Below are 16,625 nucleotides of genomic sequence, written 5' to 3' on the forward strand. Positions count from 1 at the left end.
ACATCTCTCCCTGTTGCGTACACAAGGGCACCTTTGGCGTGCTCTCGAAGATGTCACCATCCGCCGAGGAGGCTCTCAACGCTGAGCAGCGTATCTTCGTCGTCGTCGAAAGCTCCGTGATCAATGCTTGTGCTGTTCAAGCCTGCTGTCTGTCCTTGGGACTTGGACCAGATCGTACGGTTCGGTGCAGCTCCGAGCCACGCGCGGACTGCACCTATTTCGGGAAACTTGCTATCTGAGTAGATGTGGTGCCAAGCGAAGAAGCGTTCCATGCCCAGCAGCGGCATGTCCGGTTCGTCGACGAGCGTTCCGTCGGAATTTGGGCGCGATTCGAGGACACCCGACACCAGATAGAGGAGGGAGCTGGGATAGATGAAGCGCTTCCAGTCCTGCCCATTGGGAAATTTAGAGTCGTCTCCGACGACCTGATCGTCCCGTTCGAATTCATCGCGCATGCCAAACAAGCGGAAGTGACGGATGCGATCGCCATGTTGGGTGATCGTGGCGGCAAAGCGCTCGTAGGTGATGGCGGGCGCCAGGAACACGACGTCGAATGCAATCTCGGCCGGCAGAAGCTCTGATGCCTTGTCAAGCCAATTGGCGATGTAGACGGCGCCAGTGCTGTGGCCGACTAGAGTGATCCTCGATAGCAGCCCTTCAGAGGCATGGGCGGCACGCAGCCGCTCCAGCAGCGCAGTTCCGGCATACAGGTCGGAGCCGTCGCCGAACGCATCGAGTGAGTCCTGCTTCATGCGGTTCCACTGGAGTGCCTTGCCCCATTCATTGAGTCCACTGCCACCAAAATGAACACCACGCAACACTTCCTCTACGACCGTTGCATACAGGCCGTGATCGCGTTGATCCGCGTACCGACGCAGAACACCCTGCAGGATGCGCTTCACCAGAAGGGAAACTTTGAACCAGACGATCAACCCGCGGCCTCCCTCGACCCCGGCGACCTGCGTTGATACCGCCTGCGAGAACGGGGTATCTCGAACGCTCGCTCCGCCCCCGATGAATGCATCGCGTGCTTCGTCTAACGCGGTTGGCAGGGTTTGCATGGCGACCACAAACTCGCTGTCGGTTTGCAAGTCGGCTTCGATCTCGGCGTCGTCGATCAGCGCACTCGCCGCACGCGCACCTGAGGGCCCCACTACAGGTTTGAAATCACGGTAGGGCACGTGATTGCGACTGGGATCGCTCCAATATGTATCAACTGCCTGGCGGACCTTCCCTGCATCGACGTTGCCCGGCGTGATGGTCCGGGCGCCGTTGCTACCTCCCAAGCGGCGGAGCGCGTACTCTAGCGCCTTGCGCACCAGATTCTTGAATACCGGCTCATCCGGCAGCTCGCGCAGGTTGTTGCGGATCGTTTCAACGAAACCCGACTCCCACACGGAAAAAACCGGATAGGCCGATTGAGAAAAGCGCCCCTCAAGTCGCTGGGCAATACCGATACCCGCGGCCTTGTCGACCAGGCCCCCGTGAAAGTAAAGCAGCAAATGACCACGCCCGTCCTTACGAAGCGCCGTGACGATAGCGTCGATATCCTCTGGCTTCGTATCGGTTCCGGCACCGATACGGCCGTTGCGACTGTGGATTTGATGCAGACTGCCCATACCTGGCCCCCTGTGACCAGAATGATGCCAACCCAGAGTGCCATGAGTTTATGAAGTGGGCAATCAGTAATCGCCTAGGTAGGGATTGGTCACCTCAATGCCGAGTAAGCGAAGGGCTAGAGTTGAATGCCCCGGACCATGCCGCAGCTGGGGCGGTAGTTTGCATTTGGCGCTCGATCGATAGGGACACGAGGGCACGGCTCATCGACCTGATCATTGAGGTACAGACGGAGAATTGGCTTTGAATGCCAATGGCGTCCATCTGATACGGTTCCTATGTAGGGTAGCTACCCAGGCAGGGGTAGCGCGGTATCCGTGCCGGGCCTCAAGTTTGGCTACGATCATGCCATCCGCTAATTCAGCTCGCCAAATAGCCACGGTTGGATCGCGGTTGGATCGTCGACGCAGAGGTGAAATTCGTTCGGCGGCTCCTTCTCTGCATCGGTGGCGCAGCGCAGTTCATGTAGTCGGTATTGGAGTAGTGCGGCACGGGTTCTTAACCTGTAGGCTGCCTTACCTCCGAAATACTCGATACGCACCATATCCTTCTGATCTGGTGTCAGATGCGGATGGGGGACGATCGACAGCTCTACCTGTGTCTGCCAGGCGGCGTCCTGGCTAGGCTCGGCCCGCTCTGGCCGAGGATCAGCCAGCTGTTTCAAGCCGCTCAGCCGATTTATAGACAGGTCCAGGAAGCGTCCGGCTTCCGCCTCGTCCTCGGCGATGACAAATGCGCGAACATGCCAGCGCCTGCCTGCCTGCACCAGCGCATGAGGGAACAGTCGTTTGGTGCGAGGTGCTGGGTTGCGCATGGACCGGTGCTCGCCAACGAGCCCCTTGCCCTCTCTGCAGGCACGATTAAGCAGTGCGAAGTGGCGTCGTTCAACGCCGCCGAGGATAAGCTGGGAGCTCTCGATAAAGCCTGTAGCTTCCTGGGGGCGCTCAAACGCAAGGTACTCTTCGATCAGCCCTTCGGTTAGGAGGGGTCTGAAGCCAGACATCGCCACGTATCCGCGCACATGGCTTCGGTACTCAAGGCCGCCTCCATTGAGTTCAGCATATTGGGTTAGCAATCGACTTACCGTGGTGATATGCAGATCAAACACTTGGCGTACTCGCTCATTGGTGACTTGCCCCTCCCAGAGGAGCAGCGTTTCGATGGCTCGAAGTGTTTCCGGACTTTTGTTTGGATTGGGGCGGGGGCGGGGCATGGGGCTGGGCCGGGGTCAGATGACACGCAGCTTAGCATTGATGCTAAGTTAGCGTTTATGATATGTTAGCGTTTATGCTAATGTGAAGTAGATAGCCCAACTTCTGTGGAGTTGCACAGTGTCCAGCTCTCTGTTTGAGGTACTGCCATCGCAACTCTTTCGCCCATTGGCCTCGGCAAATCGGGAGAACTACTGGCGGCTGCTCTTGGGTCTGTACGAAGAATTCTTCGGGCCAGAGGCTGAGGTTCCCCCGGCGACCGGCTGGGAACGGCGGCAGTTGACGCAGTTCATCGAGAACTACCTCGAACACGATGACGCTTGGCAGGCAGAAGAGGGGGTAGGCCAGCTCACTCCGCTCAACATTCGCGCCAACATGTACTTGAGCCATCTCACGGAGAATGGCTGGTTCGAAGAAGAGCAGGTGGGACTCACGCGCACTCTGTCCATGACTGCTGTGGTAAGCCGTTTCCTTGCCACCTTGCAGGTCTTCACAGAAGACACGCCGGCGATGGTGGGCGCGAAGATGCGTTCCATTGAAGACACATTACGTCGGGTGCTTGATCCTGCAAGCAATGTCTACGGTGACGACTTCGTAAACGCCGGCGACAGCGCCCATGCGCTTCTGTCCGGGATTGCCGCCATGAGTCTGAACGTGCGTACCCTGCAGCGCGAGATATTCAAGTCCGCGACCCCCGGGGCGGCTATCCGTCGGTTGTTTGAAGACTACATTTCCAAGCACGTCATGGCTGACTATGCGGACTTGGCTGGCGCCGATCACCCCCTCGCACGAAAGGCGCAGGTGTTGAGCCTAACTCAGGAAATCCATTACGGGGATCATCGGGAACGGATCATCGTGTGGTTGGCCGAGCGACGCTACAAAGGTGATAAAGGCACGGCTGAGGCTGTCTATGAGAAGGCGATCAGGCGATTGAGCAATGTCTATCGTCTGCAAGACTACTTCGATCGCTTGGGCCAGGATCAGCGCCATATCGAGCGTCGCATGCTGGCCATGATCGAGTACCAGCTTCGCGCGCCGGGCCAGCTCGAGAGACGGATCAAAAAGGCTATCGCCGGAGTCAATGCTGCGGAGAACTTCGACGCCTCCATGCCCGTTGGGCCCGGAGCATTGCTTTCCGGTGAACTCCTGTTTCAACCACGCATCGCCCGTCCGCCCATTCCCAGGACCGCGGATTCTCCGCGGCAGATGACAGCCGAGCAGGAGGCGCGGATGAACCTGCACAGGCGTGCGCGTGATGCGCGTACCGCCATGCCAACAGAGGTGAGGGTGTACTTGCAGGGTGTCATGGGAGGAGGTAGGCAGATCCGGGCGTCTCAGCTTCCCATCACCGGTATCAAGCAATTTCGAATGGTGCAGACGCTGTCCACCTACGCACAGGAAGCAATGACAGGCCTCGGAAAGAAGCACCATGAAGGAATTTCAAAGCGACTACCTGGATATCGCTTCCAAAGCGCCGGTGATGAACGAATTGCCGGGCCGTATTTGGACATGCCGGACTTCTACATCACCAAGGTGAAATGACATGGCACGCCACTGGGAAAAGGCGCTTAGCCGCGACACTATGTACGAAGAGCAGGACTACGAGCAGGCGGCCTATCGGCTAGTAACCCATCAGGTCTTGTCCGCCTCTGACCGGGCGACCCGGAAGGATTACGGCATTGTCAGCCGAAATATCAATGACTTTGAGCAGGCAGTTCGTCCCCTTGGCATCGAGCTGTTGCACGACACCAACTACCAGTACATCGTGGCGCGGCCCGTGCACGTACTGACCCAACAGCGAGCCAGCAAGGACGAAACCCTGCTGCTGTTGGTGCTCGCCGGCGTTCATCATCGCGTCCGTTTCGAGGGGCGCGAAGAGCCAAATGGCGAAACTTTCGTCGATTTGCCTGACTTGCAAGAGCACTACGAGAAGGAAACGGGCAGGGACTTTCCCTCGCCTGGGGACTTCCGCTCTTTGATGACCAAGTTCAAGCGCTGGGGGATTGCTGCCTTTGAGGACAAGGACGATGTACGGAATCAGCTCGCGAAGGTTCGCATCCATCCCGCGATCGGAGATCTGCTGCGGAAGGAATACTTGAGCCATCTGGAATCCTTCCGTAAGGAAGTGGCAGGTGAGGGGGATGCGGCTACTTTCGACGCAATGAATGAAGTCACGGAGGATGGCGATGTATCTGCTTGAGAAATTTCACTTGGTACAGTTTTTCCTATTCCGTGCCGAAACCCTGAGCTTTAGCCCTGCAACAGGCATTGTGGCGCCTAACGGATCTGGAAAATCTGCGATTCTGGATGCGATGCAGATCGTCTTGTACGGAGGGGATCAGAATCAAATCGATCTCAATGCGCAGTCAGGGGGGGTATCAGGCACTCGAGGGCGTTCAGTGCGCGAATACTGCCTCGGCTACTATCGCGGTGACGAGCATATTCGTGAGAATGCGACGTCCTATTTGACCATGGTGTTTCGCGACACTGAGGGCGAATTGCCGCCGGTTTCGGTTGGCCTGGCCCTGGGCGCGTCAGTGGGCGACCCAAAGCTGCACGTCTACGGGCGCTATGTGGTCCAAGGGGTTGCGCTCGCGTTAGATGATCATCTTGAAGCGAACGCCGAGGCGGAACTTTTGCCGTTGGCCTGGGGAACGTTCAATAAGCTGATGGAGGACGCAGTCAGTCGCGTGAATGGTAGGCTCGCAGTGCCTCCGTCGGCGGAGAAGCAGGTTGAAGCAATGTTGTTCGCCTTGCGCCCCAAAGGAGGGGGCAGCATCGACCCGAGAGCTTTTCGGCGAGCGATGAAGAATGCGCTTAATCTGCAGAAAGTTCCTGACACCAGCAGCTTTGTTCGAAATTACATTGTCGATGCCTATCCTATCGAGCTCAAGAACTTCCGCTCCCAGCTCGACAATCTGCGCTCGCTTCAAGCCAAGGTTCTGGAAACACTGGACAGGCTTGAGAACGTCAAAAGCTTGATCGCAGCCGGTCATAAGGCTACTCAGACTCGGATGCACGCAGCGACCTATAGGGCGCTGTTGGATGACTATGAGCGTGAACAACACATGGATGCTGTTGATGCGGCACAAACTACGCTGCATGAAGCGCGGGACAGGCATCAGGCAGCGCAGAATGCAGTCGACAGCGCCAAGGCGGAGCATGATCGACTCAACGGCGTGTACATCGAACTAGAGCTTCAATCAGCAGCAGATCCGGCGATCAGTGCCGCCCGTGACCTGGCCAGCGAACGAGAGAGATCACTTAGACCTATCAAAACCAACGTGGCCCAGGCCATTCGCGAGGTGGTGGCGGGCTTCGAGAAGGCCAACCGCGTGAAACCCGATCTCGGAGGCTGGCAGCATCTGGCGATGCCGTGGGTTGAGCTTCTTGATGCGGTTTCCAGTACATCCGTATCCGATGCGCTTGTGCTTGACGTTTCGCAGGCCTCGGCAGCATTGCGCGAGTCCAGCATGCGGGTTGCTCCGATCATCCAGTCGGCACGGCGTCAGCTAGACCATGACGAGCAGAGGCTGTCCAAGCTTGGAAATGAACTTAGGATCGCTAACGAGCAGATCAAACGCATCCAGGAAGGCAAAGCGGAACTCCCGCCGGCCGTCCAAGCAGTTGTGAACATACTTGGAGACAAAGGACTTCTGTGCACGCCCGTCTGCGATTTGGTTACAGTCACAGATGCCGACTGGGCACCCGTAATCGAGGGATTCCTTGGTCGTTCGCGCACTGCCCTGGTTGTCCGTAGCGGCAAGTTTGAGGATGCCTTGTCCGTTTTCAACAAGATTCCGTGGGATACAAAGCCGGATTCAGTACTGTTGGTGAACCCGGTGAAGTCGAAGGCGGATATGGGTGTGGTTCCGCCAATGGGTCTCGCGCACCTGATCGCGGGTGACAATCAAGTGGCGGTGGACTATATCCGTCTTCGACTCGGCCGGCTGGAGCGATTGGAGCGCGTCACCACGGATAGCCCAGAGGGCTTCACCCGTACTGGCGAGCAGGCTGGACGTGCTGATTTCGGCCGTCGACGCCCCTTGTCTGCAACGGAACTGGTGTTGGGACGCCAAGATGCGAGCCATCGCCTGGCGGTGCTTCGGCAGCAGCGCAGCACTTTGGGGCAGAACGCAGCCGAATGCGAGCAGGAGGCGAACCGGTCGCGCCAGTTGGTTGAAGCCCTTGAGAAGTTGGTGGGACTTGAAGGACGTATCCAGGACATTGAAAGATGGCTGAACTCGCACATTCAGGAGCAATCCGCGCTTGATGCAAAGGCGGCGATGCAAGAGATCGCAAGCGCACCTGATCTCCTTGCTCGTCAGCTGCTCATCACAGAGGCAAGGCGAGCTGCCCTGGCAGCACAGTCGAAGCTGGAAGAAAGCAGCAGAGACGTCGGAACTCATGGTGAGGCTTTCCGGCAAGCACAGAGACGGCTAGACGAGCTTGCGGATAGAACCAACGGAATCTGCTCAAAGGCGGCTCTCAGTCGCCGCAATGAATACGTGGGTGATGAGTGGTTCGAAACAAAACGCGATGAGTTTGATGGTTCCGGCCTATCGCTGCATACGATTGTGGCGAAGATTAGTGACGCTACGGTTAGAAGTGGCAATCAGCTGTCTTCCCAGGTGCAGGCCTTGGCAAGTGACATGTCTACATACGCAAACCAATTCGATCCGCAGATGGATATCGCGGTGGGCGACTTGGGTGCCATGTGCGAGACGATGGCTCAGGAGAAGCAACGGCTAGAGGAATCCGAGCTCCATCACTACCAAGTGCTTTCCGCGGAAGCTGCAGAAGCGGCAGAGCAAACGTTCAAGGTGCAGATCGCCGCCCGCCTGAGCGACCACTTCGCCAGCATGCGCAGCACGCTCAATGAGCTGAACAGTACGATGGAGCGCTTGCCGCCATTCTCGAACAACGAGAAGTATCACTTCGTCACCAATCTCAATAAAGATCATGAGTCGCTGTACAAATTCATACTGAAGGTGGCTGGTGCGGGACCGGAGGGGGATATCTTCTCTGGACAGGTGGATGCTCCTCCTGAGTTCAGGGCGATGCTTGAGGGAAAGGATGCAGAGGCCAACAGGCTTCTGGAGGACTATCGCAATTTCTTCAACTTCGAGATTGACGTTCGCAGCAATGGTGTGACGGTGACCGACTTCTCAAAGCGCATGGACAAGGGTTCCGGGGGCGAGCACCGCGCGCCTCTTTTCATCGTTGCTGCAGCGTCGATGGCGCGCGCATTGGGAAAGTTGCGCGGTGATCAAGGCGGCATGTCGCTGATAATTTTCGATGAGTTGGGTGACAAGATTGACTCAGTGAATACCCGTGCCGTCTTTGAGTACCTGAAGGCATTGGGCCTTCAGCCCATCGTCGCGGCACCGGACGATGCCTTGGGTAAGATCAACGAATCGGTGGATACCTACATCGAGATGTACCGTGACGACGATCTTATCTCCATCAAACACGTACGCATTGATGACGATGGTCATGTAATTCTGGATTCCGATAACTGGCGCAAGCATCCCGAGCTTTTCGAGGAGGAGCTCAAGCGTGTTGAAGCAAGTCGAATGCCCCATGGGGAAGGGGTCGTTGCATGACTATAGCCCGGGCCTTCCTTACGTCAATTTTCAATCGCTCCCAGAATGCAGTGAGTCGTGGCAAGGATGAGCGAATAGCTCTCAGGCTGACGGAGTCATCATGCCCAGAGTTCTTCAGCCTGCGCAGCATCGAGGATGCAAGAGCGTTTCGTTCCGAACTTGAACTGGCTGAGCGCTCTGGAGCCATCGAAATCAAGGCCAAGGTGATGGTGCAGCCGCCTCTAGATGTTGCGGGCGTTGCCGTACTGAACCTCGCAAAGCTGGCGAACTTCTTGGGCGCACGACTTCGTCGTGATTCCGTATCAGAGGCCCGTTCCATGCTGGACACTCACACCGGCCTTTTCCCCGTACTGACCGAGGTCATTGAGCGCTGGTCGCTGGGCCATAAGGTTCGCGGGCAAGAGGCTACCGATGCTTCTGTAGCGCAAATACTGGATGCAATCAGACTCATTTCAGCAAGGCGAGGTGTCGTCAGGGACGAACTGTTGCGCCGGGTTTCGGCCATGATGTTTGGTGACAGCAAGCGAGTGGAGGGCATCGTGAAATGGATCGATTTGCTTTGGTTCAACTCTATTGCACCATCTGGACTTGATAGTAGCGAGGTCTTCTCGGCCATAGGCCTGCACAAGGAACCATTGCCCGTACTGATCTCAGGTCCGCTTACGGTTGTTACGTCGACTACGGTGGTGGGAGTGGTTCATCCATATCTCGGCTTCGCTCCTGCCCACATCACTGGATTCGTGCCGAATCCAGCCGTGTTGAGTTGGCGTGTTCTCACCATAGAGAATCGACAGACATTCCATGAGTTTGCTGAAGCTGCATCTGATCAAGTCGGCCTCGTGCTGCTCTATACCGGTGGTATGCCGTCCCCATCCTGGAGACAGGTCTACATGCTGATCTTGAAATCACTTCCTTGCCAGACAACTCAGGCGTTTCATTTCGGCGACTTGGATGAGGGGGGGATGAGAATTGGCGCCGTCATCGCAGGATCTGCCGCCGAGGCGGGGTTCACCCTGAAGCCGTGGTTGATGGATCCCAGGGAGCTCATTGGTCTCGGTTACGCTCTCAAGCCAACGGCTGAATCGGTGTCTAGCGCAATATCTCGAACTTGTCGATCCATCGGGTGGAATGACTTGGCCATTCATGTGGAAACGCATCCGGGGACGCTGGAGCAGGAGGTTCTCCTTCCACAGTTTCCAGGCTCCTAGAATTCTGGGCAGTCTGACCTAGGCGACAAATTGCTTTGCGCCGTCTTTAATGCCTTGATGCGCGTGCCCCGATCATTGCGGGAAGGGAATCATGAGATTTTTTGAACTTGATGCTGTAGATATCACAGCGCTCAGTGCTGGCGATCTGCGTGAATTGGTTGCCCGTCTTTGCGAAGCGGAGGTAATCCAGCAGGGGCGTCGGCCGAAGAGCGTTATGTGGGGAGGTGCGCAGGAGGCACCTGATGGCGGTTTGGATGTCCGTATTGAGGCTATGGACTTGCCGTCCAACGACGGCTTTGTTCCTCGTGGGATCTGCGGTTTCCAGGTCAAGAAGCATGCTATGGGTGCGGCGGCATGCAGGGACGAGATGTTGGAGGGTGGCACCCCAAAGCTCGTACTTGCAGATCTTGCCGATCGAAATGGTGCCTACATTATCGTTAGTGGCAAGGACGATTGTTCAGACAGCATGTTGGCGAGTCGAGTGCGGGCGATGGAGGCGGTCGCGGAGACCCTTCCTGGAAAAGCGTCTCTGCGCGTTGACTTTTATGGTCGAGATCGATTGGCGACTTGGCTACGGCGGCATCCAAGCGTTGCGCTGTGGGTTCGTGCGCGCCTCGGCCGCCCCTTGTCCGGCTGGAGGCCTTTCGGGAGGTGGGCAGCTACTCCCCCAGCCCAGAACGACGCATTCCTTGTTGATGACCACCCCTGCGTGATTGACGCGAACTCGAGCGCAAAGACTCCTATGCCTGTTTCTGAGGGTATACATCTAGCTCGAGAACGGTTGCGCCGCCGCGGTAGTGCGGTGCGCATCACCGGCCTCTCCGGAGTGGGGAAGACGCGATTCGCGCAGGCCCTGTTTGAGGCGAACGTTGGTGAGGAGGCCTTGTCACCAGCTAGCGCAATCTACGCCGACCTGGGTGAGAACTTGACACCGACGGCATCCGAGCTAGTTTCATACATCGTTGCTAACGATCATGCGGTTCAATTGGTGCTGGACAACTGCCCGCCAGACGTGCATCGGCAGTTGCAGAAGCAGGTCTCCGCAAGTAGCGCGATGCTCAGCCTTCTGACAATCGAGTACGACATCTCGGACGATCGTCCTGAGGAAACCGAAGTGATCCACCTCGAGCCGTGCAGCGAGGAGACGGTCTCGATGCTGATCCAGCGGCGGCACCCAGACATCGGGAAGTTGAACGCGGGCAAAATCGCCGAATTTTCCGGCGGCAATTCGCGCATCGCGATCGCGCTGGCCAGCCGGGTAGATGCAGATGAGACGTTGACAAACTTCTCCGACGAGGACCTTTTCCATAGGTTGTTCAGTCAACGAAAAGGAGCGTCCAATGAACTTCTGGAATGCGCTGAAGCGCTATCGCTCGTCTATTCCTTCAATGTCTCCTCGTCCGAGTTCAATGATGAGCTTGGCGTCCTAAGTGCCATCGTTGGCCTCGATCGTCGTGGTCTGCATCGGGCTCAGGCTGAGTTGATGCGTCGTCAGCTCGCGCAGAGTCGTGGTGAGTGGAGAGCAGTTCTTCCTCATGCACTTGCCAATCGTTTGGCGAAGCGTGCGCTGGAGAACATCCCTGTCGATGCAATCAATGCCGAGCTGCTAAAGCCAGAGAACCTCCGACTTTTCGTCTCATGTGCGCATCGACTGGGATACCTGCACGATTTCGAGCCTGCGGTTCGGATGGCAAATAGTTGGGTGAGCCCCGGCGGACCGCTGCATGATATTGGATCGTGTAACGAAGGCACGCTGTCTGCATTGCTATACATAGCGCCGGTATTCCCGGAGACCGTGCTGCAGCTGATCGAGAACGCCGCAACCAAGCCAGGCTTTGCCTCGCGCGAGAACCGAAACTTCAGGTTGTTCGTGCGCCTGCTGCACCAGCTAGCTTACGACGACGATAAGTTTGATCGTGCTGCGACGGTCATGCTGAAGTTCTCCGAGGGCGAGAAGTCAGGTGAGAACAGGGACAGCATAGTTGGACAGATGCGGCATCTGTTCTCGTTGCACCTGTCAGGTACGCTGGCGCGACCAGAACGGCGGTGTGCGTTTGTCAGCAAGCTACTCGAGTCGGGCACCGAGAGGCATCGCGAGATCGCAGCCGAGCTGTTCCATGCTGCGTTCGAAGCGACGCACTGGACGTCTTTCTCTGCGTTCGACTTCGGTGCACGTAGACGTGATGCTGGCTGGCAGCCGCGAACGCGTGCCGAAGAGCTCGAGTGGTATATCGGCTTCTTGAACTTGCTGCGACCGGTGCTGACATGTGATGACTTGACTCTTCGCGACTGGGCGCGCTCACTTCTGGCAGGTCATTTCCGGGAACTATGGACGTTTGCGGGCTGTTTTGATGATCTCGAGGAGATAGTCAGAAGTCATGCTTCGAAAGGGGAATGGCCGCAGATGTGGGTCTCGGTAAAGAAGACGCTTGGCTTCGATGGCGACTCAGCTCATCCTGATCTACTGGCTCGGCTGGAGTCACTTTCGCGCGTTGCGGCACCATCCGACCTCTATTCTGAGATCGAGGCCTATGTGCTGTCCAATACTTGGGATCACATCGAGAGTAGGGGGGGGCAAGTAGCCTTCAGTGACGAGATGATCAAAGAGAAGGTCATCTCTCTTGGTGAGATGGCCGCAGCAGAGCTAGGTTGCTTAGAGCGATTGGGTCCAGGGCTTTGGTCGGGCGAGTTCGATGCACTGCATCCTTTCGGCATTGGGCTGGCGCAAGGCAGCGTCGACCTAATTGCCACTTATGAGCGTCTTTTGAGCCTGGTGCAACTGCAGGCGCCTGCGAAGCTCAATCCACAGGTGCTTCAAGGCTATATCAGCGCTGCAAACGATATCGACCCCCGCTTGGCCATGGTGATGTTGGAGCGGGTGCTAGATCATCCCTTGTTGCGGACCTTCTTCATCTACCTGCTCAGCGCCATCAAGATTGGCCCATGGGGGTTCAATATGCTGATTGAGTTGGCTCGAGGGGAAGAGTTCGAAGCGTGGCGGTTTGGACAGCTTGCCTATGGCCGCATGCACGAGTCCCTTACCGACAGCGAGCTCGCGGAACTGTTCACCATATTGAACCAGCGCCATGGTGGCTTCTACACCACGCTTAGTGTGCTAGAAATGCGATTCTTCGCGGGGAGGGGCGGAAACTACGTGCCGAGTGAAGATCTCCTTTCGACAGGGCGCGACGCCATTCGCGCTCTACTCGGGGGGAAGCGCGGACAGACTGAATTGAATCGCATCCGAGGGACCAAGCGGATCGCCCAGCAGTGCCTATCTGAGTCTGCTCCAGAACAGGAAGTCGAGGAGATCGTGAGGTTGCTTTGCGAAGGGTTGGATGATCTTAGAATTCGCAGCTCTGATTTCGAAGTCCTCATGACAACGCTATTCCGCAACTTCCCGGAGATTGTCCTTGGAGAGATCTTCACGGGCGACGATAGGGAGCGTCGTTTGATTGATCGCGTTTTCAAGTGTCGTTTCGGAGGTGCTTCGCCGTCACTCAATAGTATGCCGGTGGATCGGTTGATTACCTGGTGTCGAGGTGATCAAGAGGGTCGGCAGGGATTCGTGTAAAAAACAGCTAAAAGCGAGTTAAGTCATTGGCATGGTTAAAGTTTCCAGCGACGACTGTGCCACTGCAAGCCCCGGGTTGCTATGCTGCTCCCAGAGCCGACGCCTAGAGTGAGGCATGGAGCGCGACCGCTATCCCCCTCTCGCTGCTGAGTGCGAGCATTGGCTGCGCACCGAGGTCGCCGTGGCCTACGACGCACTCAAAGCCGATCCCACGCGGGGTTTGGCCATCGATGACGTGCGAGCCAACCTCGTCAAAGCTCGTCGCGATCGCGAAGCTGCGGCGTCCTCGTGCGGCGGCAATGGTTGGTGCAACTACTGTGGGAGCGACGTGAGTCGCGATGAGGCATTACCGGTAAAGCTTCATCACGACTCACGTCGCTCCCACAAAAGCAGGGTGGCCGCTGCGTACGAAGCGACGCCCCTTCTACGTCCCCTGCACACCCTTCCAGAACGCAACATGCCCGCGAATCTGTTTGGCGGCGTCCTTCGGCTCCGGGTAGTACCAGGCCGCATTGGCGTTGACCGCATCTCCGACCACCACGTCGTAGTAGTGCGCCGTGCCTTTCCACGGACATACCGTAGTGTGGCTGGATTCGCGGAAGTATTCGCGCGGGAGCGACGCCAAGGGGAAATAGTGGTTGTTTTCGACTACGACCGTAGCGTCGCTGCTGGCCAGGGTGGTGTCGTTCCAGATGGCTTGTTTCATTGGGGGAACCTGCAGTGAGGGTGCCGGCCAGTATGCGCGTCGACAAAAAGAAACGGACATACAGCCTCTTCCGACCTGCTGATCCTGTGAGAGCGACGTCAGTCGCGATGAAGCTTTACCGGTAATGCCTCATCGCGACTGACGTCGCTCCCACAGGAAAATCTGACTGCAGGCAGGTTTGTGAAGCTAGTGATTGCCCGCACTCAGCCACCGGGCTTCAAAACCACCTTGGTCCAGCCGTCTTCGCGCGCATCGAAACGTTTGTAACCCTCGGGCGCCTGCGCCAGTGGCAACTCATGCGAGATCAGGAATGAAGGCTTGGCCTTGCCTGCCTGGATCAGGTTGCAGAGTTGGCGGTTGTACGCCTTGACGTTGGCCTGGCCGGTGCGGATCTGCTGGCCCTTGAACCAGAACTCACCGAAGTTGAAAGCCAGGTGGCCTTGCTTGGCCAGCTTGTCCTCGGCACCCGGGTCCTCGGGAATGAACACGCCCACGACGCCTATCCCGCCGGTCGGCTTCACCGTCTTGACCAGGTTGTTCATGGTCAGGTTGGGCACTTCATGGCCCTTGCAGTTGAAACATTGATAACCGACGCATTCGCAGCCGCGATCGGCGCCGTTGCCTTCTGTGAGTTCGAGCACCTGCTCGACGCCGCTGCCTTCCACGTCGTGGATCGCGATTGCACCGATTTTTTCGGCCAGTGCCAGGCGGTCCTTCTGCATGTCGACCACCATGACCTTGCTGGCGCCCTTGATCATCGCCGAATACGCCGCCATCAGTCCCACTGGCCCGGCGCCGTAGATCACCACCGTTTCGCCAGGCTGCACGCCGGCCAGTTCGGTGGCGTGATAACCGGTGGGAAAGATATCGGAAAGCATCACGTAGTCGTTCTCCTTCTCCTGCGCATCCGGCGGCAACACCAGGCAGTTGAAGTCGGCATACGGCACGCGCAGATACTCGGCCTGGCCACCTTCGTACGGTCCCATGCCGGCGAATCCGTAGGCGCCGCCGGCGTTGCCCGGGTTCACCGTCAGGCAATACCCAGTCTTGCCGCGTTCGCAGTTGGCGCAGAAACCACAGCCGATGTTGAAGGGCAGGCACACGCGGTCGCCGACCTTGACCCGATCCACCGCATCGCCGACTTCGATCACCTCGCCCAGGTTCTCGTGGCCGAGGATGCGCCCGGCCTGCATGTCGGTGCGACCTTCGTACATGTGCAGATCGGAGCCGCAGATATTGGTGGTGGTGATGCGCACCAGGGCATCGGTGGATTTTTCGACTTTCGCATCGGGGACATCGACCACGCTGACATCTCGCGGGCCGTTATAGACGAGGGCTTTCATGGGGAATTCCTTGAGCGAGAGTGACGCCGGGTGCCGACGCGCTGTCGCAGCGTTGTTGTTGTGCGGTAAGGGTGTTGAAGCGAGCTTAGCGATCGGCGCGTATGCATCGCGGCAAGACGATGTGATCCGTGGGTGAAACCGGCTTCGTCCGGCCCTGGGGGTTTTTCTCGATGACCGACAATCGTGCTTGCCACTGAAGCGCCATCGATTGACCTGAAACGCCTGCTGGATTCATGAGGCAACCGCTCCGCAAGTAACGCCAGGTGCCGCGAATTTGTCTAAGGCAACGCTGATCAAGTCTCAAAAACCTGAGAAAATAGTCTCATGTATTGGATAGCGGGAATCGAGCGATGAAGCAGCAGACCTTGGCGATGGCGGCGGATCAGGAAGTTGGGTTCGAGCAGTACCGTCGGCCCACGCGCCGGGATGTGTTTCTTTCGACGATGGAGCAGATCGTGCCGTGGTCGGCGCTGTGCGCGGTGATCGAGCCGCACTACCCCAAGCCTGGCAACGGTCGTCCGCCGGTGGGGCTGGAGCGGATGCTGCGGATGTATTTCGTGCAGCACTGGTTCAACCTGGCCGACCAGGCATGCGAGGAAGCACTGCTCGATAGTCCGGCGCTGCGGCGGTTCGTGGGGATCGACCTGGGCCGCGAGCGGGTGCCCGACGCCACCACGCTGCTGAAGTTCCGCCGCTTGCTGGAGCACCACGAGTTGGGCGCAGCGTTGTTCGCCCAAGTGGGAGACGTGCTTGAGGACCGCGGCCTGAAGGTGGGCACCGGCACGATCGTGGATGCCACGATAATCGCAGCACCGAGTTCGACCAAGAACGCCGACAAGGCCCGCGATCCTGACATGCACCAGACGCGCAAAGGCCAGCAGTGGTATTACGGGATGAAGCTGCACATTGGCGTGGACAGCCGCACGGGGCTGGCGCACAGCGCGGCGGTGACCGCAGCCAACGTACACGACAAGCACTTGCTGGAGGACCTGCTGCACGGGGAGGAGCGGCGGGTCTATGGCGACAGTGCCTATGCCAGCCAGAAGGCCCTGATTGGCGAGCATGCGCCGCATGCCAAGGACTTCACCAACCAGCGGGTGCGCAAGGGCGGCGAAGTGGATGAAGCCGAGCGCAACCGCAACAAGTCCAGGATCCGGGCACGGGTGGAACACGTGTTCGCGGTGGTGAAGCGGCTGTGGGGCTTCAGCAAGGTGCGCTACCGAGGGCTGGAGAAGAATGCCAATCGCAGCTTCGTGGTGTTGGGGCTGGCCAACCTGTACTTGGCGCGTGCCCGTGTGGCGGGATAGATGCCCTTGGTGGGCAGCGATGGGGGTGAAAATCCCCGACCGCTGCAAGGTTC

Annotated in this window: 10 protein-coding genes; 6 read left to right on the forward strand and 4 right to left on the reverse strand. The window is 57.9% G+C overall.

Annotated features, from left to right (window positions below; all coding sequences use genetic code 11):
- Positions 1-53 precede the first annotated feature (53 nt).
- Positions 54-1,619 carry a hypothetical protein gene (locus AC5P98_RS18045; protein WP_017354470.1) on the reverse strand — a complete coding sequence of 522 codons (1,566 nt, stop codon included), beginning with the start codon at positions 1,617-1,619 and terminating at the stop codon, positions 54-56.
- A gap of 353 nt (positions 1,620-1,972) precedes the next feature.
- Entirely contained in the window at positions 1,973-2,830 is an 858-nt protein-coding gene (locus AC5P98_RS18050) for a BrxR family helix-turn-helix transcriptional regulator (protein WP_146027645.1), read from the reverse strand.
- Positions 2,831-2,948: 118 nt separating this feature from the next.
- Between AC5P98_RS18050 and AC5P98_RS18055 the strand changes: the two genes are divergently transcribed.
- The 5 genes from AC5P98_RS18055 to AC5P98_RS18075 all read left to right on the forward strand — a co-directional run bounded on the left by AC5P98_RS18055 (position 2,949) and on the right by AC5P98_RS18075 (position 13,216).
- On the forward strand, positions 2,949-4,370 hold the full coding sequence (locus AC5P98_RS18055; RefSeq protein ID WP_049400904.1) for a Wadjet anti-phage system protein JetA family protein: 1,422 nt from the start codon (positions 2,949-2,951) through the stop codon (positions 4,368-4,370).
- A 1-nt stretch (position 4,371) separates the two neighbouring features.
- Entirely contained in the window at positions 4,372-5,028 is a 657-nt protein-coding gene (locus AC5P98_RS18060; RefSeq protein WP_017354467.1) for a DUF4194 domain-containing protein, read from the forward strand.
- Positions 5,015-8,434, forward strand: coding sequence for an SbcC/MukB-like Walker B domain-containing protein (locus AC5P98_RS18065; RefSeq protein WP_158704768.1), 3,420 nt, complete (start codon positions 5,015-5,017; stop codon positions 8,432-8,434). The genes AC5P98_RS18060 and AC5P98_RS18065 overlap by 14 nt, the downstream gene beginning before the upstream one ends.
- A 50-nt stretch (positions 8,435-8,484) precedes the next feature.
- Complete coding sequence (locus AC5P98_RS18070; RefSeq protein ID WP_192813847.1) at positions 8,485-9,642, forward strand: Wadjet anti-phage system protein JetD domain-containing protein; 1,158 nt, start codon at positions 8,485-8,487, stop codon at positions 9,640-9,642.
- Positions 9,643-9,733: 91 nt separating this feature from the next.
- Complete coding sequence (locus tag AC5P98_RS18075) at positions 9,734-13,216, forward strand: hypothetical protein (RefSeq protein ID WP_495230134.1); 3,483 nt, start codon at positions 9,734-9,736, stop codon at positions 13,214-13,216.
- A gap of 424 nt (positions 13,217-13,640) precedes the next feature.
- Here AC5P98_RS18075 and AC5P98_RS18080 read toward each other — a convergent pair whose 3' ends face one another.
- Positions 13,641-13,922, reverse strand: coding sequence for a DUF427 domain-containing protein (locus AC5P98_RS18080; RefSeq protein ID WP_102947209.1), 282 nt, complete (start codon positions 13,920-13,922; stop codon positions 13,641-13,643).
- A gap of 203 nt (positions 13,923-14,125) precedes the next feature.
- A complete protein-coding gene (locus AC5P98_RS18085) occupies positions 14,126-15,265 on the reverse strand; it encodes a glutathione-independent formaldehyde dehydrogenase (RefSeq protein WP_102947208.1) in 1,140 nt (379 codons plus the stop codon).
- Between the two features lie 350 nt (positions 15,266-15,615).
- Between AC5P98_RS18085 and AC5P98_RS18090 the strand changes: the two genes are divergently transcribed.
- Entirely contained in the window at positions 15,616-16,572 is a 957-nt protein-coding gene (locus AC5P98_RS18090) for an IS5 family transposase (protein WP_102947207.1), read from the forward strand.
- Positions 16,573-16,625: the final 53 nt, after the last annotated feature.

The sequence above is a fragment of the Stenotrophomonas sp. YJH_SMC_135 genome, from assembly GCF_059372355.1.

Coding starts and splice junctions, on each gene's coding strand:
- AC5P98_RS18085 (WP_102947208.1), bottom strand. CDS start 15,265: ATGAAAGCCCTCGTCTATAACGGCCCGCGAGATGTCAGCGTGGTCGAT.
- AC5P98_RS18075 (WP_495230134.1), top strand. CDS start 9,734: ATGAGATTTTTTGAACTTGATGCTGTAGATATCACAGCGCTCAGTGCT.
- AC5P98_RS18090 (WP_102947207.1), top strand. CDS start 15,616: ATGAAGCAGCAGACCTTGGCGATGGCGGCGGATCAGGAAGTTGGGTTC.
- AC5P98_RS18050 (WP_146027645.1), bottom strand. CDS start 2,830: ATGCCCCGCCCCCGCCCCAATCCAAACAAAAGTCCGGAAACACTTCGA.
- AC5P98_RS18045 (WP_017354470.1), bottom strand. CDS start 1,619: ATGGGCAGTCTGCATCAAATCCACAGTCGCAACGGCCGTATCGGTGCC.
- AC5P98_RS18060 (WP_017354467.1), top strand. CDS start 4,372: ATGGCACGCCACTGGGAAAAGGCGCTTAGCCGCGACACTATGTACGAA.
- AC5P98_RS18080 (WP_102947209.1), bottom strand. CDS start 13,922: ATGAAACAAGCCATCTGGAACGACACCACCCTGGCCAGCAGCGACGCT.
- AC5P98_RS18065 (WP_158704768.1), top strand. CDS start 5,015: ATGTATCTGCTTGAGAAATTTCACTTGGTACAGTTTTTCCTATTCCGT.